Origin of the sequence: Rhodococcus sp. 06-1474-1B, from assembly GCF_002258885.1 — a bacterium.
Classification (GTDB): Bacteria; Actinomycetota; Actinomycetes; order Mycobacteriales; family Mycobacteriaceae; genus Rhodococcoides; species Rhodococcoides fascians.
Map to the genome: position 1 here is coordinate 140,684 of NZ_NOYR01000034.1, position 19,631 is coordinate 160,314.

General features: G+C 64.6%; 21 protein-coding genes. 7 read left to right on the forward strand and 14 right to left on the reverse strand.

What is annotated here, in order from left to right:
• The first annotated feature begins 6 nt into the window (after positions 1–6).
• Positions 7–447: a cupin domain-containing protein gene (locus CH266_RS22490; RefSeq protein ID WP_032369982.1), complete on the forward strand. Its 441-nt coding sequence runs from the start codon at positions 7–9 to the stop codon at positions 445–447.
• Positions 440–1,258 carry a spermidine synthase gene (locus CH266_RS22495; RefSeq protein WP_032369981.1) on the forward strand — a complete coding sequence of 273 codons (819 nt, stop codon included), beginning with the start codon at positions 440–442 and terminating at the stop codon, positions 1,256–1,258. The genes CH266_RS22490 and CH266_RS22495 overlap by 8 nt, the downstream gene beginning before the upstream one ends.
• Before the next feature lie 22 nt (positions 1,259–1,280).
• Here CH266_RS22495 and CH266_RS22500 read toward each other — a convergent pair whose 3' ends face one another.
• The gene (locus CH266_RS22500; protein WP_176457184.1) at positions 1,281–2,633 is read right to left on the reverse strand and encodes an 8-oxoguanine deaminase; all 1,353 of its coding nucleotides are present in this window, start codon (positions 2,631–2,633) and stop codon (positions 1,281–1,283) included.
• A gap of 81 nt (positions 2,634–2,714) precedes the next feature.
• On the opposite strand from CH266_RS22500, the gene CH266_RS22505 reads away from it, so the two are divergent.
• Positions 2,715–3,011 carry a putative quinol monooxygenase gene (locus CH266_RS22505; RefSeq protein WP_032367731.1) on the forward strand — a complete coding sequence of 99 codons (297 nt, stop codon included), beginning with the start codon at positions 2,715–2,717 and terminating at the stop codon, positions 3,009–3,011.
• On the opposite strand, the gene CH266_RS22510 is transcribed toward CH266_RS22505, so the two are convergent.
• From CH266_RS22510 to CH266_RS22525, 4 genes are read right to left on the reverse strand one after another with little or no spacing between them, the layout of a single operon-like run.
• On the reverse strand, positions 2,989–4,809 hold the full coding sequence (locus tag CH266_RS22510; RefSeq protein ID WP_230592946.1) for a bifunctional diguanylate cyclase/phosphodiesterase: 1,821 nt from the start codon (positions 4,807–4,809) through the stop codon (positions 2,989–2,991). The genes CH266_RS22505 and CH266_RS22510 overlap by 23 nt on opposite strands.
• A gap of 55 nt (positions 4,810–4,864) precedes the next feature.
• Entirely contained in the window at positions 4,865–7,234 is a 2,370-nt protein-coding gene (locus CH266_RS22515) for a lysylphosphatidylglycerol synthase transmembrane domain-containing protein (protein ID WP_032367732.1), read from the reverse strand.
• Positions 7,235–7,243: 9 nt separating this feature from the next.
• Positions 7,244–7,831, reverse strand: coding sequence for a GNAT family N-acetyltransferase (locus tag CH266_RS22520; protein WP_032370059.1), 588 nt, complete (start codon positions 7,829–7,831; stop codon positions 7,244–7,246).
• Positions 7,800–9,083 (reverse strand): MFS transporter, encoded by a 1,284-nt coding sequence (locus CH266_RS22525; protein ID WP_032369980.1) that lies wholly within the window; start codon positions 9,081–9,083, stop codon positions 7,800–7,802. The genes CH266_RS22520 and CH266_RS22525 overlap by 32 nt, the downstream gene beginning before the upstream one ends.
• 87 nt (positions 9,084–9,170) lie before the next feature.
• Between CH266_RS22525 and CH266_RS22530 the strand changes: the two genes are divergently transcribed.
• Positions 9,171–9,485, forward strand: coding sequence for an ArsR/SmtB family transcription factor (locus CH266_RS22530; RefSeq protein WP_027495157.1), 315 nt, complete (start codon positions 9,171–9,173; stop codon positions 9,483–9,485).
• 34 nt (positions 9,486–9,519) lie between these two features.
• A complete protein-coding gene (locus CH266_RS22535) occupies positions 9,520–10,689 on the forward strand; it encodes a macrolide family glycosyltransferase (protein WP_032370058.1) in 1,170 nt (389 codons plus the stop codon).
• Here the strand turns inward: CH266_RS22535 and CH266_RS22540 are convergent.
• The 6 genes from CH266_RS22540 to CH266_RS22565 form a co-directional block, all read right to left on the reverse strand.
• Positions 10,682–11,140 (reverse strand): hypothetical protein, encoded by a 459-nt coding sequence (locus CH266_RS22540; RefSeq protein WP_027495159.1) that lies wholly within the window; start codon positions 11,138–11,140, stop codon positions 10,682–10,684. The two genes, CH266_RS22535 and CH266_RS22540, sit on opposite strands and share 8 nt — an antisense overlap.
• A gap of 19 nt (positions 11,141–11,159) precedes the next feature.
• Positions 11,160–11,483: a hypothetical protein gene (locus CH266_RS22545; RefSeq protein ID WP_032369979.1), complete on the reverse strand. Its 324-nt coding sequence runs from the start codon at positions 11,481–11,483 to the stop codon at positions 11,160–11,162.
• A 57-nt stretch (positions 11,484–11,540) separates the two neighbouring features.
• Entirely contained in the window at positions 11,541–12,284 is a 744-nt protein-coding gene (locus CH266_RS22550; protein ID WP_032369978.1) for an AIM24 family protein, read from the reverse strand.
• 9 nt (positions 12,285–12,293) lie between these two features.
• On the reverse strand, positions 12,294–12,971 hold the full coding sequence (locus CH266_RS22555; protein WP_032369977.1) for an AIM24 family protein: 678 nt from the start codon (positions 12,969–12,971) through the stop codon (positions 12,294–12,296).
• Position 12,972: 1 nt separating this feature from the next.
• On the reverse strand, positions 12,973–13,581 hold the full coding sequence (locus CH266_RS22560) for an AIM24 family protein (RefSeq protein ID WP_027495163.1): 609 nt from the start codon (positions 13,579–13,581) through the stop codon (positions 12,973–12,975).
• A gap of 66 nt (positions 13,582–13,647) precedes the next feature.
• Positions 13,648–14,625, reverse strand: a complete 978-nt coding sequence (locus CH266_RS22565; protein ID WP_032370057.1) for an LLM class F420-dependent oxidoreductase — start codon at positions 14,623–14,625, stop codon at positions 13,648–13,650.
• 59 nt (positions 14,626–14,684) lie between these two features.
• Between CH266_RS22565 and CH266_RS22570 the strand changes: the two genes are divergently transcribed.
• A complete protein-coding gene (locus CH266_RS22570) occupies positions 14,685–15,062 on the forward strand; it encodes a VOC family protein (RefSeq protein WP_032369976.1) in 378 nt (125 codons plus the stop codon).
• A gap of 10 nt (positions 15,063–15,072) precedes the next feature.
• Here CH266_RS22570 and CH266_RS22575 read toward each other — a convergent pair whose 3' ends face one another.
• Both CH266_RS22575 and CH266_RS22580 read right to left on the reverse strand, forming a co-directional pair.
• Positions 15,073–16,197, reverse strand: coding sequence for a S1C family serine protease (locus CH266_RS22575; protein WP_032369975.1), 1,125 nt, complete (start codon positions 16,195–16,197; stop codon positions 15,073–15,075).
• A 38-nt stretch (positions 16,198–16,235) separates the two neighbouring features.
• Entirely contained in the window at positions 16,236–17,780 is a 1,545-nt protein-coding gene (locus tag CH266_RS22580) for a metallophosphoesterase (RefSeq protein WP_032369974.1), read from the reverse strand.
• A gap of 69 nt (positions 17,781–17,849) precedes the next feature.
• On the opposite strand from CH266_RS22580, the gene CH266_RS22585 reads away from it, so the two are divergent.
• The gene (locus tag CH266_RS22585; RefSeq protein ID WP_032369973.1) at positions 17,850–18,683 is read left to right on the forward strand and encodes a DUF72 domain-containing protein; all 834 of its coding nucleotides are present in this window, start codon (positions 17,850–17,852) and stop codon (positions 18,681–18,683) included.
• A gap of 48 nt (positions 18,684–18,731) precedes the next feature.
• On the opposite strand, the gene CH266_RS22590 is transcribed toward CH266_RS22585, so the two are convergent.
• Complete coding sequence (locus CH266_RS22590; RefSeq protein WP_032369972.1) at positions 18,732–19,532, reverse strand: IclR family transcriptional regulator; 801 nt, start codon at positions 19,530–19,532, stop codon at positions 18,732–18,734.
• Between the last annotated feature and the right edge of the window lie 99 nt (positions 19,533–19,631).

The window sequence follows — 19,631 nt, forward strand, 5'->3', positions numbered from 1 at the left end:
GCCGGCATGACATTGTTGCCCGACTGGGCTCAGAGCCTGGACCTTGCACCCCACCCGGAGGGTGGATGGTTCAAGGAGACCTGGCGCAGCGAGGTCACGATTCCACAGGCAGCTCTGCCCGACGGTTATCCCGGTCCCCGCGCGGCAGGGACGGCAATTCTGTTCCTACTCATGCCCGGTCAGCAGTCGGCCTGGCACACCGTCCGCGGCACCGAGATGTGGCTCTATCACCGGGGCAGTCCGGTGCAACTCGACCTGGGCAGTGATGGAACCCAGCCGGGTGAGGTGACCTCGCTGCTGGTTGCACCCGAATCTCCGCAGCAGATCGTGCCACCGTCGGTGTGGCAGCGGGCGCGTCCGATGGGCGACGAGCCGAGCTTGGTCAGCTGCACCGTCACCCCGGGATTCGATTTCGAGGACTTCCGGCTCGAGGACTCCCATGGGTAGGAAGCGTGAGTCCGCTGGAGGGCTGAAGCCCGGCCTGTTCGAAATCGACTCGGGCACCTGCGAACTGGTCCGCGACACCTTCTCGGACGACGGGTGGGTCGTCAACGTCAACGATGTTCCCAGTTCGCACATCGACATGAACGACCCCACCGTGCTCGAATTCGAGTACATGCGGTGGATTTCGGGACTGGTACGTGCACAGTGGGATTCGAGCTTCGCGCTGCGGGCGCTGCATCTCGGGGGTGGAGCCTGCACGCTGGCCCGCTCCTTCACCGCCGAATTTCCCGGTGCGCGTCAGGTGGTCGTGGAGCTCGACGGCAAGCTCTCGGAATTGGTCCGCGAGTGGTTCGACCTGCCTCGGGCACCGCTGCTCCGCATCCGCGTCGGCGAGGCACGGGCCGTCACCGAGACGCTGAGCGAGAACAGTCGAGATCTGATCGTGCGAGATGTGTTCTCCGGAGCCACAACTCCGACCCCGCTGCTCACCGCCGAGTTCACCGAGCATGTTCGACGCGTTCTCTCGCCCGGCGGCATGTATGTCGTCAACTGCGGTGATCGACGCGATCTGTCGCTCGCGAAGCAGGAGGCGTCGACCATCGGAAGTATATTTCCGCACACGGCGATCGTCGCCGATCCGGCGATGCTCAAGGGCAGGCGCTACGGCAACATCATCATTGCCGGCAGTGACGTCCCGATCGGGGACTCCCCGGCTCTGGCGCGGGAGCTTCTCGGCGGAGCAGTCCCGGCGCATGTGTGGTTGACCGAGCAGGTGCGGTCTTTCGCGCGTGATGCAAAGGTGTTGCGGGATTGAAGCACTGGGTTCCAAGACCCGCTCACAGCACGTCCTGCGCGAGTGTCATCAGGCGACGGTGCGCATCGGCTCCGGCGCGGCCTATTTCGTCCTGCGGTGCGCTGATCAGGACGTCGTTCTCGACGATCGTTCGACCGCCCACCATCAAGCGAGCAAGCGGTGGCGTCTGCCCGTAGGCGAACGCGACCACAGGGTCGTCCACGGCCGAGTAGAAACCATCGGTGCGCCAGATGGCGATGTCGGCCAGCTTGCCGACCTCGAGCGAACCGATCTCGCTCTGCCGTCCCAGTACCTTTGCACCGCCCAGGGTTCCGATCTCGAGTGCCTGACGCGCGGTCAGTGCTGTCGGACCGTACTTGGCTCGCTGCATGTACATCGCCTGGCGGACCTCGCCGGCAAGCGGCACCATCTCGGCCGAAGCGGAACCGTCCACACCGAGGCCGACGGGTGCGCCGGCCGCGAGCAGGTCCGAGATTCGCGCGATGCCTGCGCCCAGACGTGCATTGGAACTCGGGCAGTGCGCAATGCCGGTGCCGGTGGCCGCCATCTTCGCGATGTCGGAGTCGTGCAGGTGTACCGCATGGGCGAACCACACGTCGTCACCGAGCCAGCCGACCTGCTCCATGTATTCGACCGGGGTGCAGTTCATCTGAGCGAGGCAATGCTCCTCCTCGTCCAGAGTCTCGGCCAGATGGGTGTGCAGCCGAACACCTTTTGCGCGGGCGAGTTGTACGGACTCGACGAGCAGTTGCTTGCTGATCGAGAACGGGGAGCACGGCGCGACGGCGATGCGGAGCATAGAGCCGAAGGCGGCGTCGTGATAGGTGTCGATGGCCTCGGCGGTAGCGGTGAGGATGTCGTCGAGCGTTTCGACCACCTCGTCGGGCGGCAGACCGCCGTCGGAGACACCCCGGTCCATCGAGCCGCGGCACGGCTGAAATCGGACGCCGATGCGCTGAGCCGCGTCGATCTCGGCGGCGAACAGGTCGCCCCGGCCCTTGGGGAAGATGTAGTGATGATCGGTGCTCGTCGTGCATCCCGATTTCGCCAGCCAGCCGAGGCCGGCAGCAGCTGCGCCACCGACGACCTCGGCATCCATCTTCGACCATGGCTTGTACAGCGCCACAAGCCATTCGAAGAGCGTGTTGTCCTTGGCGAGACCTTGAGAGGCCCACTGATAGAGGTGGTGATGGGTATTCACCAGTCCAGGCGTGACGAGGCAGCCGGACGCGTCGATGTTCTCTGCCCCGGCGAGGACCGGTGCCGAGCCGGATCCCACGGCGGTGATCTTCGTTCCTTCGATCACGAGATAGCCGGAGGGAATCTCGTCGCCGACAATGGGGGCGATATACGCATTGGAGATCACGGTGGTCATGTGTCGTCGGCCTTTCGAGTTGCTGCGACATCGTAAGCCCGCCGGAGCGTCGGCGCAGCGGAGCGGGTCTAGGGTGACGGTATGGCTCTCATTGCACTGTTGGATCTGACGTTCAAGCCCGAATCCCTTGCCGAAGCACGGGCGCTGCTGCGGACCGTTCTCGCGGACACCCGCGCGTTCGAGGGGTGCCTCGGCGTCGAGGTGTGGGTCGACGAAGAGAACGAAGCGCACGTCGTCGCGCACGAGACGTGGGAATCGGCGGAGGCCGACGCGAAGTACCGCGAGTTCCGCGCCGGACCGGGCAAGATCGTCGAATTGCCGCCGCTGCTCGCCGCAGCACCGTCGTTGACGAAATTCACCGTCGATTCTTCGGTGTAGCGGATTCGTCGATCCGGCCACCGGCCACGGTGGCCGGTTGTGGTCGACCGGTGAGGAACCCCTGCACCATGTCGGCACCGAGATCGGCCGCCACCCGCAATTCCGCGTCGGTCTCGACACCCTCCATGATCACGCCGGCACCGATCTGTCGGGCGAAGTCGATGATCGCCGTGGCCGCGGCGCGACGGAACGAGTCCCGGTCGATTCCGTGCACGAGTGCGTAATCGATTTTGAGGGTGTCGGGCCTGAGCTCGACGATGTGGCGCATACCGGCGAATCCGGCTCCGACGTCGTCGATGGAGATTTGAACCCCCCCGTCGCGCAGATTCTCGATGGCGCGGGTCACCGCACGGTAGTCGTCGACACGTTCGTGCTCGGTGATCTCGAGGTGGAAGGTTCGGGTTGCCAGATGCGGACGCAACCGGTCGAGTAGGTCGGTCGTGCGGATGGTGTCGGCCGACGCATTGAGCGACACGAACGGCCCCGGTGGCAGCAGGTGAACATCCGCTAGTGCCCGTTCCAGTGCGGCGCGTTCGAGCCGTGGACCGACGCCGGCCTCGGCTGCGTCGCGGTACCACGACAGGGGCGATCCGTGGCCGAACGGGAATCGCGACAATGCCTCGTAGCCGACGGTCGAACCGGTGACCGTGTCGCAGATGGGCTGAAAGAAGATGTCGGGACCACCGGATTCGATGAGCGCATCGATTCTCTGCCTGGCCTGTTCGCGAGCATCCGCTGCGGACAGTCCCGTCTCCGGAAACTTTCCCGAGGTCCGTGCTTTGAAGCGATACATCTCGATGTCGGCGAGAGCGATCAACCGTCGGACCAGGACATGTAGGCCGGTGTCGGCGGGTGGCGTCTCCACGGCCGAGCCCACACTGGTGGTGAACGGCGGGCCGTCGAACGATTCCTCCAGCGATGCGCGAATCCTGTTGTCCGATTCGGCGATCGACTCTCTGGTGCCGACGCTGACGACCACGAACTCGTCGCCGCCGAGTCGTGCGACCGCGGACTTGTCCCCCACCGCACAGGACAGGCGACGGGCGACCTCGACGAGCACTGCGTCACCGGAGGGATGGCCGAACTTGTCGTTGATGTGCTTGAACCGATCGATGTCGAGGACGGTCACCCCGACCGCTTGCTGTGCGCGATCCTCTGCTGGGGACAGGCGCAACGAGTCGACGGTATCGAGCAGCCCACGTCGGTTCCACAGGCCGGTCAACGGATCTCGCAATGCCCTCGCCGCGCTCGTTCGCAGCTGACCGATGTACGACTTGATCATGAAGGGGGCGGCGTAGAGGGATCCGATGGTGACCATTCGAGAAGCGGTGGACCATGGATCGGCACCCTCCGAGACAGCCAGAGCGGCGAGGCCCGCGAGGGTCAGTGCGCCGATTGCCAAGTGAATCAACATGACACGGTGCGAGCTCGCGACGACGATGAACGCTGCGACGATCGAGAACATCGCGCAGCCCGGCATCGCGTCGAAGTGGGTTTTGAAGGCGAACAGAACGGTCACGATGCCGACGTCCGCGTAGAGGATGTAGACGATCGCCATCCTCGGGGATGCCCACGGCCGGAGGTACCAGGCAATCGCAACCGGCACCGTGGTGGCGGACGCCAGGAGCACGGCGATCGACACGGGGTCGGAGAACTGACCGGCGGGGACCATCAGGGCCCCGGCGAGGCCGAATGTGAGCGTCATTCCGCTGATGAACAGCCGCACCCAGCGTTCCTCCGCGGTGGGTGCGAAGTCTCCCGGTGCGGAAATGGTGACACCCTCCGTAGAACCAGCCACTAACCTGCGTGAACGCTAGCACCCACACCTGGTCCCGTAGTGGGGATACAGCCGTTCAGACCATGTCGTGCTTGGTGAGCCAGCGCAACGTCGGCCAGCCGAGAAACACCGGTAACCAGCAGGTCAGTACGCGATAGAGCAGCACGGACGGGACTGCGATGGAGGCGGGGAGGCCGAACGCGGCAAGCCCGCCGATGAGGGCTGCTTCCACGGCCCCCACACCGCCCGGCGTCGGGGCGGCCGAGGCCAATGTGCCACCGATCATCGTCACCACTGTCACCGTCACGAACGTCGTTCCGCCGCCGAACGCCTCGACACTCGCCCACAGGGCGAGCGCAGCACCCAAAGTGGTTGCGGCGCAACCCAAGATGATGATCGAGAACCGTTTCGGGTCGCGGGCGAGTTCGCCGAGCTCGGTGAGCACTTCGGCAACCTGGGGCCGGACGGCCACTTTCAGCCACAGTCGCAGCTTGGGCACGAACATGAAGGTCCCGACGACTCCGAATGCGACGCCGGCGATGAGGTACAGCACGGTGTTGCCCGGCACCATGTTGGACAGCCCCGACGACGTTCCGGCGACGACGCTGAAGAAGATCAACAGGCTGACATGGGTGATCACCTGAACCGACTGTTGCAGAGCCACAGCGGCTGTCGCGCGGACGGTACCCAATCCACCCTTTTGCAGAAAGCGAACGCTCAGGGCCAGGCCACCGACGCCCGCAGGTGTCGTGGTCGCGGCAAAAGTGTTCGCTACCTGCATGATCGTCAGATTCCGGAAGCTGACCTTGCCGAATGCGCAGGCCCACAATGCGGCACCCGCACCGATGTAGGTCAGTGCGGAGACGGCCAGACCGAGCAGCGCCCACCACCAGTCGACCGAGCCCAATTCGACGACGAACGCGGGAACCGCACTGATGAACGGGTAGGCGACGTAGACCAATCCGATCAGCAACACGAGCGAGATGATCTGGTTGCGGCTGAATCGAGTGACCTGCTCGGCCTCGATCCTCGCGGCACCGGTCTGATCGAGCACTTCGAGCCGGACGGACTTCATCGTCTTTCCTGCATCGGCAACCGACTGACGCACCCGAAGAGGGATGGCGGACTTGGTCAATCGACCGGACGCCGCGATCACGACGTCGATTCCCAGCACCTCGACGGCGGTGGCCACGGCGCGATGGGAGCCGAAAAGGTCTGCGGTGGTGAGTAACAGCTGTGCGACATCGGATTGCATCTGGGCGTCCGACGCGCCGAGTTCTGCGTGCCCGAACCCGCAGAACAGTGCCGCGCCGTTGTGGAGCCGCAGTTCACCCCGATGCAGGTCACCGTGCGAGATCTGGTTCTCGTGCAACGTGTTCAGAGCCGACCAGAGAGCTCTGAGCGCGGCATCGTCGAGCTCGGCTTCGATGGGGTCGCCGATGGGCTGGCTGTGTGCGTACAATGTCCAGCCGCGGTCGAGTGCTGCTACCGCCAACGGGTCGCTGCCTGCGGCGTTCATACTCTTGATGGCCAGGCCCATCAATGCGCGATGCTCGACGGCGCGGCGCATGGACGCGTGCAACGGCGCTGTCTCGCTGCCGCGGCGGGTGATCCATCGCCAGAACTGGCGCAGCGCACCGCCACTGCGTTGGTTCTGTCCGTAGAGCTCGACCACCACATCGGCGTCCGGGGTGTGTGCGTTCAGCACCAACGGGCCCGGGCCCGCAGGGCGCACGACGGTGAAGCTGCGGACGTCGACGCCCCGGCTGCGGAACAGGCGCACGGCCGCGTCGAGTGGAACCTCCAGTGCCGGGGTGCCGACCAGCAGCACGATGATCGCACCGACGAGCCAACCGACGGCCAGCCCAAGCAGCGAACGGGCCGGGACCACCGTGGACACGACCAGGTGTATCGGTACGAAGGCGAGCAGCAGTGCCCACCATGCTCGACGCCACCGCGCGGGCAGGCCCGGGCCCGACACCGTGAGCGCCGCGGCGAGCATGGCGATCCAACGTGAATCGTCGAGGAATTGCGACAGGAACGTGTCGAGTCGCTCGGGCACGTCCAGGTCCCACGTCGGAGTCGAGATTCCGGTACCGGTGATGGACAGAGCCAGCGCGGCGATCAGAGCTGCTGCCGCGTACCCGGCCAACAGTTTCCATTTGCGTCCGGCGATCAGCCCGATCAACACCCCGAACGGGAGGGCGAGGATCGCGACGCCGTAGACGATGTAGACAGCGTTGGACTGATCGGGGCTGAGCACGCCGACGATGTTGGACACCGATTGTTCGAGTGCATCCCACTGATTTCGGGTGATGAGCGAGCCGGCGATGACCAAGCTCAAGAACACCGAGGCGGCAACGACCCGAATGATGTCACTGGTTCTTCTCACCAGCGGCTGCAGCAGGTTTCCCGCTACGGGAACGTCCCGCCCATCCACGCGCATGGGCTCAACTTACCGTGCGGTACGTCGACGGAGTTCGTTGCGCACGGCGGGCCATTCGGATTCGATGATCGAGAACACGACGGTGTCGCGCAGTGAACCGTCGGCCATGCGTTGGTGATTGCGCAGAATGCCGTCCTGCTTGGCTCCGAGTTTCGCGATGGCCGTCCGCGATTGGAGGTTCATCCAGTGGGTGCGGAATTCCACCGCGATACAACCGAGTTCCTCGAAAGCGTGCGTCAGCAACAGGAGTTTGCTCGACGCGTTGGTACCGGTTCCGTGGGCGGAGCGCGCATTCCAGGTGTACCCGATCTCGACGCGACGGTTGTTCGCATCGACGTTGCAGAAGGTCGTCGCGCCGAGAATCTGCCCGGTATCGTTGCGCCGCAAAGTGAATGGAAGCATGGTTCTCGCGTCGAGCAGTCCGAGCCGGCGATCTATCTCTGCGGCCATGTCTTCCGGTTTCGGAACGCTCGTGTACCAGAGGTTCCAGAGCTCGCCGTCGCGGGCGGCATCGCACAGCCCCTCGAGGTGATCGCGGCTCAGCGGCTCGAGGGTCACGAGGTCGTCAGTGAGGGTCACCGGTTGCAGAAAGGACATTGGCCGACGATACGTCCCGGCGTGGTGTTCGCAACAGCGAGAAGATCACCGCCGCGGTCACGACGAGAGCTACGACGACGATCGACACGACCTCGGTGTAGGCGTGCGCGTAGGCGTCGGCAAACCCGGGTCGTCCGGCTGCCGCGGCGTCGGCGTCGGCTCGGTCGGGTAGCTCGCCGCGGACCAGGACGGTCAACAACCAGGCATATCCGGCCACCATCAGGGCCTCGCTGCCGATGCGAAACAGGTTCAGCACGCCCGCAGCGGTACCGCTGCTGTGCGGCGGTACCGCAGCCAGTGCCTCGCCGTCCACCAAGCCGATCGGGAGTCCGAATCCGAGCCCCAACGCGATCATCGGGACCACGACGGCACCGAGCGGGACACCTGGTTGCAGTGCCAGCATGCCCAGATTGCCGAGGACGAGGCAGCCGAGGCTGACCAGCACGACCCGAGTGGGGGTGATGGCGTCGAACATGCGGCTCAGGCGGGCAACGGTCAGCGGAGCGAGCAGAACGGGGATGGTCATGGCCAGCATGAACACTCCGGCAAGCCCCGGCGTCAGCGACGCGACAGCGCTCAGCGCAGCGGGCAGATACGTGAGCAGCGTGACGAATCCGATGGCCCCGGCCACCGGAACGAGGCACAGGGCCAGGAATCTCCGGTTGCGCAATAGCGAGAAATCGAGCAGGCGGTGCGCCGTCGATTCGGTTCGCAGAGTCGGCAGAGCGACAGTTCCGATGGCCGCCGCAGCCAGGACGACCGCCTGGGCGGCGAACACGCCCCGCCACTCGAACGCCGCGACGAGCAGCCCGGAGATGGTGGGCCCGAGTGCCAGACCGAGACCGTTCACGGTGCCGAACAGTGCGAACGCGGTTGCTCTGGCCGTGCCGTGGAAGTGAAGCGAGAGAATGGAAGTGGAGCCCACCAGAACCGCTGCGGCTCCGATGCCCGCGAACACCCGCGCGACATCGAGTAGGTACAACGACGGCGCGACGGCGCTGACCGCACTCGCGACGGCCGTCAGCACCACCCCGATGCGGAACGACGTGCGGTGACCGATTCGATCCGACACCGCGCCCCAGACGACGGTGAACAGCGCGAACGCGATGTTGAAGCCGTTGACGACCCACTGCAGAGGCGTCGGATCGGTGCCGAGGTCGCCGGCGATGACCGGGAGGGCGAGTGCAGTACCCGAGATGGACATCGGTACGACGAATTGAGCCGCGAGTACGACCGGTAGCACTGCTTTCATGTGTCCCCCTGAACCGTAGGTACGATGGTTGTCGTACTAGACCAGGTTTCAAGGTACGGCGCAAGTCGTACCTTGTAGGAGGAGCGCATGGCGGACAAGGACGGGCATCCCGAGCCCGAGGAAATGCAACTGGGTGCGGTGATGTCCGCGTTGGCCGATCCGTTGCGTCGCCAGGTGGTCACCGAACTCGTCGGCGACGACGACGGAGCCGAGCGGACGTGTATGTCGTTCGAGCTCGGTGTCACCAAATCGACTCTGACGCACCATTTTCGAGTGCTACGCGAGGCAGGCCTGGTGTTCCAGGTCGATCGCGGAAACAGTCGCAAAGTGACGCTGCGCCGCCACGAGCTCGAAGAGCGATTCCCCGGTCTGCTCGATCTGATCGCCAACGAAAACCGGTAGCCCCGCACCCTCTCCGCGTCCTACGGTGGGCGGCATGCACTTCGCGATGATCGGCACGACGGCGCCGAGTCACATCTACCCCTCGCTCGCCGTCGTCGCCGAATTGGTCCGACGCGGGCATCGCGTCACCTATGCCGTCGGCGAGTCGTTGCGGCACTTGGTGGAACCGGCCGGCGTCGAGGTGGTGGCGTTCCCCTCGATACTTCCCGACGGTGAGGGCTCCTGGCCGGACGACCCGGCCTCGGCGATGCAGGTGTTCCTCGACGAAGCGATTGCGTCCTTTCCCGTGCTCACCGCGTTCTACGACGACGATCAGCCGGGTGTGATCCTCTACGACATCGGCGGCCTGACCGCCCCGATCCTCGGCGTCCGGTACGGCGTGACGGCCGTGCAGCTCTCCCCCACGTACGTCGCCTGGGACGGCTACGTCGAGGATCTCGGTGACGGGATGACCTCAATCCGCGAGTCGACAACCGGCGTTGCGTATCGCGATACCTATGCGACCTGGTTGCGAGAGAACGACATCGACGCAGACCCGTGGGACTGGATCACGTACCCGGCGCACTGCCTGTCGTTGATCCCGAAAGTGATGCAGCCGAACGCCGATCGAGTCCCCAGCTCGGTGCAGTTCGTCGGCCCGTGTCTCGATCCGGTGCGACTGCACGACCGATCGTGGTCCGCGCCCGAGGGGCCCGTCCTCTACGTATCGTTCGGCACCGGGTACAACGAACGCCCCGACTTCTACCGGCTGTGCATCGAGACGTTCGCGAACACGGACTGGCACGTGGTGATCTCCATCGGCCGACGCGTCGACCCCGACGTACTCGGGGAGCTGCCCGCGAATATCGAAGTACACGAACACGTTCCGCAGCTCGCGGTACTCGACGCCGCCACCGTGTTCGTCACCCACGCCGGAATGGGTGGGTGCACCGAAGCCCTGTGGTTCGGCGTGCCGACAGTTGCCCTACCGCAGGCGGTCGACCAATTCGGCAACGCGGCGATGCTCGCCGAACTCGGCGCAGGAGTGCACATCGACTTCGACGGGATGACGGCGACAGGACTACGCGACGCCGTCGAACAAGCCCGGGGACTCGCGCCGCGCGCACGTGAGATCAGCGCAGAGGTGCGCGCGCACGGCGGCGTCGACCAGGCCGCGAATGCGATCGAGGCATTCGGTGTCGATGCCGGCGGCGCGGCTACGTAGCCAGCGTCGCCAACTCCTCGAACGTCTCGGCGTACGTGTCTCGGACCTGATCCCAGGAAGCCGTCATGTCCACACTCTCCGGACCGGCGATCGGCAGCGCATAGCCGTACTGCGAGCGCGGCACCGGGCTACCGGGCAGAACGAGTACCTGCGTGAACGCTGCAGAGTCAGGATTGAACGTCAGAGTGTGCGAGGCGACGTTGCGGCCCCAATCCTCCGACGGCCACGACAGGAAGATCACGTGTCGAGGGTTCTCGGCGGGGTCGGTGTACGAGACGTAGCTGCCGTAATGATCTTCTCCCGGAGACATGATCTTGTACGCGCCGTTGTCGGTGTAGATCAACAACGCCTCGGCGAACGGCTTCTGATCGAACAGTGCCGTGTACCTCAGCGCCTGAACGAACACGGGTCGGCCCAACGGAATCGAGATTGCATCCTGCTGTGTAGTCACGAGAATCAAAGGTACCGATTCAGTCCTCCAGAACGCTGACGCTCACGCCGTAGGGCAGGAAACGAACCCGTCGACGCGGGTCGGTGTTGTCCTTGTGTGCCCGCAGCGCATCGAGTTCGGTGGCGTAGAGCTGATCGATCTGCGCCGAGCCGGCATCGTCGACGCTGTAGATCGCCCACACTCCGTCACCCTTCTGGCCTGTGGTTTCCGGCTCCGGCGGGGCCTTGGGTGCTCCCGTGTTGGCGAACAGCGAGCCGACGACCTCGCGCAGGCCCTCGGTTGCTTCACGCGCGAACTTGTCGAAGTCGTCGGATCCGAATCCGAAGGGTCCCTGGTTGGCCATGGCGCTACCTCCTGAGTGAAACTCCAGTATGCGCGTTTTCTCCGAATGGGCGAGCAGCTACTGCTGCAGTCGGGCCCCGATGGTGTTGTGCAGAGCCCGCAGTGAGTTCTGACCGAGCGAGACCGTCTGAGATTCGATGTGTCGCAACAGATGGGTGTCGTTCAGAACCTTCTCGCTCGACTGGATCAGCACCGTGCCCGCGCCGGTGAAATCGAACTGACGCTCTTCCCCACTGTTGGCCCCGAGGAATCCGCGTGCTGCGCCGAGGAAGTTCTGCATCCAGTCCGCGTCGAAGTGATGCGAGGGTGACGGGCAATCTGCCCATCCGACAAGCGCTTCCGGGTCGATCCGCAGCGGCGGCTCGGCGAACATGACCGTGCCGTTGGAGGAGGCGAGGAACTTCCCGGTACCGAGCAGGGTCAGGAAGCCGGGCACGATGGACTGCTTGAGGTCGAGAGTGGGCTCGAACGCCAGCAGATTCGCGGCTCGGATCGTCAGGTTGCCGTCGTCGAGGTCGTAGCTGTTGATGTTGAAGCCGCGGTCGCCGAGGATGAGCTTGCCCTGGCCCTGCGCCAGAACCCAGTCGTTCGAGTACAGCGGAGACGAGAAGCGCGCGGCGACGATGGCGGGCATCGACGTCTGCCCGAGCGGTTCGAAGCGAATGTTGCCGTAGTACGCGATCATCGCGCCCTTCGACGTGAACCACGGCTGGCCTGCGAGTTCGACGCAGAACGCGTAGTCGTTGCCGGGCACGTTGTCGTTGACCGGCAGGGTGTACGGGGTGTGAATCTCCAAACTCATTGCCGCTCCCTAGAACTTCTGCTCGGACGCCTGCACCCACACGGTGCCCATGCCGGTCATCTTCAACTGGATCGCCTCGCCGCTGCCCTTGCCGACGGCGTCACGCCACCCGACATTGGCGGAGATGTCGACGTTGATGTTGCCGATGTGGCACACGTACGCCTGCGGATCGATCACGACCATGGGGTTGTTGGGCCCGACCTGCAGCGGAGTCGCGCCGCCGTGCGAGAGAACCGCGACGCTGCCCTGGCCGGTGAGTTGCGTCGTGAACAGACCCTGCCCGGTCATGGCACCGCGCACTGCTCCGCGAACGCCGCCCTGGGAGGTGAGCGCAACGATGGAACTCTGCAGGTAGCCGTCGTGCACCAGGAGCCGGTCGGCCTCCACTGTGAGCATGGACGAGCCGTCGAGATGGATCACTTCGACGTACAGCCCGGCGTGGCCGTAGAAGACCTCGCCCTGACCCTCGGCGGCCATCATCGCCACGTGCTCGCCTGCCATCATGCGGCCGGCCATCCCCGCGACGCCGCTCATGCCGGGCATGGCACCCGCGCCGCCGCCCATGGAATGCGGGACGAACCGGACGTCGCCGGTGTAGTAGAGCATCGATCCGCGTCGAGCGAGCACGCTCTGATTCGGTGCCAGAACGGATTTGACGACTTTGCTGTTGACGAGTTCGAGCGGCACGTCAGCGCTCCTCGGGTTGGATGTAGACGACACCCTGGCCGTCGAAGCGGAGGGAGAACGCCTCGCCACTGCCGCCGCCGATGGCGGAGCGCCACGTGACGTCGGTGACGAAACTCTGGTTGAGCTGTCCGCGATGGGCGACGAAGGCATCGGGGTCGACGACGAGCGGATACTGCGGATCGACGGCGAGCGCGATGATCGGCCCACCCTTCGACAGCAATGCCACCGTCCCCGAGCCGCTGACGACGGTGGTGAAAAGCCCCTGCCCCGACGTCGCACCACGAAGGCCGGAGAACTTCACGTCCGTCTTCAATTGACCTGTGAGAGCAAGTAATTGAGACGATTCGACGTGCAGGTTGTCGCCTTGCACCTCGACGAGAGTGATGTCCTGGGCGTCGACCGCGAAGTACACGGTGCCTTTGCCGGACACGTCCATCAGCGACAACGACTCGCCGGTCACCTTTTGTTTGAGCGCGGCGCGGAAACCGCCGCCGCCGCCCATGCCTGCGCTCTTGAAGGCGACATCGCCTTCGTAAGCAACCATCGAACCCGACATCGCGCGCAGAGAGTCACCGGTCAGGTCTGCGACCAAAACACGGTGCCCGTTCATCCTCAGCTGAGCCACGGGGGAACTATGCCATCGCTCGCGCCCCCGCGGCTACTGCTGGAGAAAAATCTAGACGAGCGGCTTCAGAGCCTTGCCCGCCAATTCGACGGCACCGGGCTGATGTCCGTTGGTGATCAGGTTGATGATGACGCCGTCGATGCCCTGATCGAGGACGCGCTTCTGCACCTGCTCGGCGACGTCGTCGGGGGTTCCGCAGAAGTGGCGATCGGTGGCCTTCGCTGCGTCCTCCTCGGAGAGATTCGTCAGATCGAGGCCCTGCTTCAGCACGAACTCCCGCTGCAACTCCTTGGCCTTGTCGCCGTCCTCGTCGATGATGACGAAGGCGAGGAAGCTCGTCTCGAGATCCTTCGGATCGCGGTCGACTTCCTCGCAACGAGCCTGAACGGCCGCCATCTTGCGGGGCAGTTCGTTTGCGTCGCAGATGATGTTGAGGTGATCGGCGAACTGTGCGGCCAGGCCGAAGGTCTTCTTCTCGCCGCCACCGCCGAGCATGATCGGCAGGTCATCTCGGATGCGGGGCTCGTTCATGGCGTTCTCGACCTGGTACCACAGGCCGTCGAACGTGGGACGCCGGCCGCGCAGCATGGGTTCGATGATCTGTAGGGCCTCGTCGAGGCGCTCGAATCGGTCGGTGAACGTACCGAATTCGAGTCCGAAGCTCTGGTGCTCGAGTTCGTACCAGCCGGCACCGATACCGAGAATGGCCCGGCCGCCGCTGACGACGTCGAGGGTGGTGACGGTCTTGGCCAGGATCGCCGGGTTGCGGTACGTGTTGCCGGTGACCAAGGCGGAGAGTTGGATGGTGTCGGTGGCCGTCGCGAGCGCCGACAGGGCGGAGTAGGCCTCGAGCATCGGCTCGTCGGGCTTTCCGATTCCGGGGAGTTGGTAGAAGTGATCCATCACGAACGCAGTGTCGAACCCGGCCGCTTCGGCCTCGCGCGCCTGCGCGATGACCTGGGGAAAGAGTTCCGCGACCGAACCGTCGTAGCTGAAGTTGGGCATCTGGTAACCGAGGCGAATAGTCACGGCTGCCACGCTACTCGGATATCGGCCCGCAGCACGTGGGACAGCGCGATAATTCGTCCATGACCACCATCGATCTGGCCCGAGCACCGTTCTCCGGATTCGCCGTCGACGACCTGCCGGCAGCTCGCGCGTTCTACGCGGACACCCTCGGTCTGGAGGTGACCGAGAACGAGATGGGGATGCTCGAACTTCACCTGGGAGCGGCGACGGTACTCATCTATCCCCGGCCCGGTCACGTGCCGGCGCAGTACACCATCCTCAACTTCCCGGTGGTCGACATCGAGGCCGCAGTCGATGCATTGATCGCCAAAGGGGTGGTGTTCCACCAGTATCCGGACATGGGCACCGACGAGAAGGGGATCTTCCGGCACGGCGGACCGCTCATCGCCTGGTTCACCGATCCGGCGGGCAACGTGTTGTCGGTGCTGCAGGACTGAACTCGACCGCTCAGGCAGCCGGGGTTCCTTCCGCCAAAGCCGTTGTCGCGGAACGTCGTACGCCCCGGGGATCGACCCACTCGATGACGGCGACATCACCGGGGTGACGTCCGATGAGGGCCTGGGCCAGATCCGACGACGAACCGACACCGGCACCGTCGAAGGCGACGATCACATCGTCGCCGGACAGTCCGATTGCCGAGGCCGGAGAATCGGTAGCCACCGTCACCACCTCGGCACCCATCGCCGGCTTGTTGTCGAACACGGACACATCTCGCACCGACACCCCGAAATACGGGGTCGGGCCCACATGAACCGTCCCGCCGGACTGCCCCGCGACGACCTGGTCGAGCACGGCAGCAGCCTCCGAGATCGGAACCGCATACGCCTCGGGTGCCTGCGGGGGCCTGCTCTCGGAGCCGGTGCGCGCCTCGTCCGAGAGGCCCGCTGTATTGACGCCCACCACACGACCCCAGGCATCGAACAGTGGGCCACCCGAATCACCCGCTCGCACATCGGCATCGACTCGAATCATCCGATCCAGAGTGTTCCGCGAACCGTCCACCGAACTACGGGTACGCACCTGCTGATCCAGAGCCGTCACCGCACCCGGGGCAGGCACCAGAACACCTGCGCCAGCGGCATTCCCGACGGCAGTGACCGCATCCCCCACCTCGGGAGGTGAGTCCGAAGCGAACTCGACCACCGGCAGGTCGGCCGCGGAAATCAACTGCATGACCGCCAGATCACGAGATTTGTCGTAACCGAGCACGGTGGCGTCGTAGATCAGTCCGTTGCCCATGTGCACGGCGCTGATCTCGGTCGCGTTTTCGACGACGTGGAAGTTGGTGAGCACTAGGCCGTCCGGGGCGACGACGAAGCCGGTACCTGCGACGCCGGAGTAGCCGGCCGTGGCGGAGATCGTGACGACGGTGGGGTTCACTCGCGCCGAGAGGTCCTCGAGAGTGAGCGGGGGCGGCTCAACGACGGGGACAGGCGTGACCTCGGGGGCCTGCAGCTGGACGTCGGTGCCGACAATTCCGGGACTCAGCACTCCGGGACTCAGCGGCGTGGCGAGGAACCAGACACCGGCGGCGACCAGCGTCAGTACCCACGCTCGCCCACCCGACTGCATGAAAATCGATTATGGTCCGATGCCGAGCACCGTGCCAGTCAGTCTGCGATCACGGCTCGGGGAACGTCGGCGCGCAGTGTGAAGTCGGTGACGAATTCGCCGTCCTCGGGGCCGTATCGATTCTTGATGTCGTAGCTCTCGACGTCGAACGCGTCGAGGGACGGCGAATGGGTGGTGACGGCCATCGAGCCACCGTCGACGTCGAACTGGAGCAGGCGTTGGAAGCCGGTGCTGCGTTCGCCGTCGACCTCGAAGTACTGATAGTCGGCCAGCAGCTGCACGACGGAGCGGTCGGTCTCTCCCACGTGCTCGTCCACGACCGCGACCTGGCCGTCGACGTGCCCGGACAGGACGAGGAAGACGGTCTCGTGTGGAACGACCAGTCGATTCCAGATCTGCTGGCCGGAGCTCGACCCGATGTCGCCGAACCCCATCAGTTTCTTCTCGCCGAGTTCGTCGAGGTAGTAGTGCGTGCCGATGACGACATTGCGGTCGGGGTTCTCGTCGAGAACTCGTTCGGCCCACTGCATGACCTTTTCCGGCGGGTTGTAGCCGATGTACAGCATCAAGAATTTGGCACCCGCGATGTCGACAAGGTCGTAGTGCGCCGAATTGTCCTCGTCGGTGAACGAACCGCCCCAATAGGGTTGATCCCGATAACGCTGAGGGCCGAAGTACTCGTTGTAGAGCGCGTGGTTCTTCTCGTGCTCTCCGGGAACCAATTTGCCCGCGACGTTCCAGATGTTGTCGTGGTTACCGGGCAGAACGCCGTGGGCGATGCCGGCATCCTCGAGGATCTGCATCGATTCGCTGGCGGCCTCGAACTCCTTGCGCGCCTGAGTATCCGGACGCCCCGGGCTGATCCAGCTCTGAATCAGGTCGCCGGTGTGCATGCTGTAGTCGATCTTCAGCTCGTCGGCGTTGTCGGCGGTCCACTGCGTCATCTCCGAATACACACCGGGATCGTCGCGGGCTATGTACTGCGTGTCGGTGATGTGCTGGAGCGCGAAATCGTACGTGCTCGGATCGGCGAAGCTGCTGTCGGGGCGCGCGTTGGTCTCGGCGAACGAACGATCCGCTCGGGGACTGTCGATGACCAGTACTTCGACAGTGCCTCTCTCGGTGGAGATCTCGGCACTCAATTCCACCGAACCGCCGGGCGCAACCGGGTCGGCCGTCGCAATGGCCGGACCCCACGTGTTGCCCGACTCGTTCCACACATGCAACGCCAGATCGTTCGTGTTCACCGATCTGCCCGACCATGTCAGTGTCGCCGTGTCCGTACCGGGCGCGAACGTAGCGGTGTAGCGGAGGTAGGGGTATTCGTCCCACCCCGAGGTACGCATCTCCGTCGTCGACGACTCGACTCCGACCTCGTGAGTCGGCGGATTCGGTGCGTCTGCGACACCCGCGACCATGGACGTGGTGATCGCTGCGGGAACCGTCGTCAATCCGATCCCCGGTACCGCAGCCGCCTGGCGAGGCGTCGGCTGGTCGCGGCGCTCGGCAGCCGCATCGGCACCGGTGAGGGCGAGCAGCACACAGGTCAGCGCCAGGGAGCCGAATGCCGATGGGCGCTTCATGCCATCGAGGCTACCGATACCAGCGCCGGAGCCGCGGAAACCGCTGAGCTGCCCGGCTACAGTCGGCTCATGTCCGCGCAGCTTCGCCCTCGGGTTCTGATCGGTATCTCCGGCTGGACGTACGCGCCGTGGCGAGGGGATTTCTACCCGAGCGGTCTCGCGCATCGCAAGGAGCTCGGGTACGCGTCCGAGCACCTGACGTCGATCGAGATCAACGGCACGTTCTACGCGATGCAGAAGCCGTCGAGCTTCACCAAGTGGCACGACGAGACTCCCGACGACTTCGTGTTCTCCATCAAGGGTGGGCGGTACGTCACGCACATCAAGCGGCTCGTCGGTGTCGAGTCGGCATTGGCGAATTTCTTCGCCACCGGGGTCCTCACCCTCGGTGACAAGCTGGGGCCCTTCTTGTGGCAACTCCCACCGAATCTCGAGTTCGACGCGCAGAAGATGACGGACTTCTGCGCCCTGTTGCCCAGAACTGTTTCTGCTGCAGTAACTCTGGCGGAGTCGCGGGACGACAAACTGGCCGAGGATCGAGTGCTGTTGCCGGCTGCGTCGTCTCGGCCACTGCGGCACTGTATCGAAGCCAGGCATGCAAGCTTCGCCTCCGACGAGGCAGTGGAACTGTTGCGCGAGAACGATATTGCGATCGTGGTTGCCGACACCGCCGGAAAGTACCCGTACATCGACACCCCCACAGCGGATTTCATGTATGCCCGACTGCACGGAGACGAAGAGTTGTACGCCAGCGGCTACACCGACGACGCTCTCGATCGATGGGCCACCAAGATCTCCGAGTGGACGTCGGCGGGCCGGGACGTCTTCGTGTACTTCGACAACGACATCAAGGGCTACGCACCCTTCGATGCCATGAAACTCATCGAGCGCGTCGGTAGCTGAGTATTCGTCTCTCTAGGATCGAAGCTAGAGGAGCGAATACTCGTGTAGCTACTGACTCGATGCAGGTAGAGCCTCTGCGACACGTGAAAGGCTGCGCGCCGCCGCGAGAATTGTCTCCACCTTGTCCGCCAAGGCGTCGCCCTCGAATGTCTCCACGCGGCCACCGACGCTGATCGACGCGACGACCACCCCGTCGCGTCCGAGAATCGGTGCGCCCACCGCCGCGACGCCGGCCAGGTAGTCGGAGTTGCTCAGCGCGTATCCCTGCGTTCGGATCCGGTCGAGATGATCCATCAACTGGTCGGGTGACGTCAGTGTTCGGCTCGTGTATGCAGCAAGCTCTCCGCCGAGCCAGCGGTCGCGAATGCGAGCGGAGAACGCGAGCATCGCCATCGGCCCGGCCGTCGCGTGATACGGAAGAACGGATCCAATCGAAATGCCCGCTACCACAAGGGGATTGCTGCCCTCGTGGCGGTCGATGCACACCGCGCCCTCGTCAGCGGGAACCATCAGATAGGCGGTGTCGCCGAACTTTTGGGCGATGTCCGACAGATACGGCTGGGCGGCACCGCGGATGTCGAGCTGTGTCAACGCGGACGATCCGATCTCGAACATCGGCATGGCGATCCGGTACGAACCCTCCGCTGTTCTGTCCACCCAGCCGGCATGGATCAACGTCGTCATCAGACGATGCACGGTCGTCTTGTTCATTCGACTCGCCGTCGTCAGGTCGTTGAGCGTCCACACAGGATGCGTCGTGTCGAAATGGTCGAGCAGAGCGCATGCCTTCACGACGGCACCGACGATGTCGCGGCCGGCCTGGGCGTCGGACTCGGTGGGAACTGCCACGAGTTGTTCCTTCCGGTCGGGTGGAGCGTCGTCGCCATCCTACGAACCGACGCGCGATGCGCTATCGATCCACGGGTATTGACTTGTGATCCGAGCCAC

Bases quoted from the DNA above. Each gene is read 5' to 3' on its own strand.
- CH266_RS22490 (WP_032369982.1), top strand. From the start codon at position 7: ATGACATTGTTGCCCGACTGGGCTCAGAGCCTGGACCTTGCACCCCAC.
- CH266_RS22495 (WP_032369981.1), top strand. From the start codon at position 440: ATGGGTAGGAAGCGTGAGTCCGCTGGAGGGCTGAAGCCCGGCCTGTTC.
- CH266_RS22500 (WP_176457184.1), bottom strand. From the start codon at position 2,633: ATGACCACCGTGATCTCCAATGCGTATATCGCCCCCATTGTCGGCGAC.
- CH266_RS22505 (WP_032367731.1), top strand. From the start codon at position 2,715: ATGGCTCTCATTGCACTGTTGGATCTGACGTTCAAGCCCGAATCCCTT.
- CH266_RS22515 (WP_032367732.1), bottom strand. From the start codon at position 7,234: ATGCGCGTGGATGGGCGGGACGTTCCCGTAGCGGGAAACCTGCTGCAG.
- CH266_RS22520 (WP_032370059.1), bottom strand. From the start codon at position 7,831: ATGTCCTTTCTGCAACCGGTGACCCTCACTGACGACCTCGTGACCCTC.
- CH266_RS22525 (WP_032369980.1), bottom strand. From the start codon at position 9,083: ATGAAAGCAGTGCTACCGGTCGTACTCGCGGCTCAATTCGTCGTACCG.
- CH266_RS22530 (WP_027495157.1), top strand. From the start codon at position 9,171: ATGGCGGACAAGGACGGGCATCCCGAGCCCGAGGAAATGCAACTGGGT.
- CH266_RS22535 (WP_032370058.1), top strand. From the start codon at position 9,520: ATGCACTTCGCGATGATCGGCACGACGGCGCCGAGTCACATCTACCCC.
- CH266_RS22545 (WP_032369979.1), bottom strand. From the start codon at position 11,483: ATGGCCAACCAGGGACCCTTCGGATTCGGATCCGACGACTTCGACAAG.
- CH266_RS22550 (WP_032369978.1), bottom strand. From the start codon at position 12,284: ATGAGTTTGGAGATTCACACCCCGTACACCCTGCCGGTCAACGACAAC.
- CH266_RS22560 (WP_027495163.1), bottom strand. From the start codon at position 13,581: ATGAACGGGCACCGTGTTTTGGTCGCAGACCTGACCGGTGACTCTCTG.
- CH266_RS22570 (WP_032369976.1), top strand. From the start codon at position 14,685: ATGACCACCATCGATCTGGCCCGAGCACCGTTCTCCGGATTCGCCGTC.
- CH266_RS22575 (WP_032369975.1), bottom strand. From the start codon at position 16,197: ATGCAGTCGGGTGGGCGAGCGTGGGTACTGACGCTGGTCGCCGCCGGT.
- CH266_RS22580 (WP_032369974.1), bottom strand. From the start codon at position 17,780: ATGAAGCGCCCATCGGCATTCGGCTCCCTGGCGCTGACCTGTGTGCTG.
- CH266_RS22585 (WP_032369973.1), top strand. From the start codon at position 17,850: ATGTCCGCGCAGCTTCGCCCTCGGGTTCTGATCGGTATCTCCGGCTGG.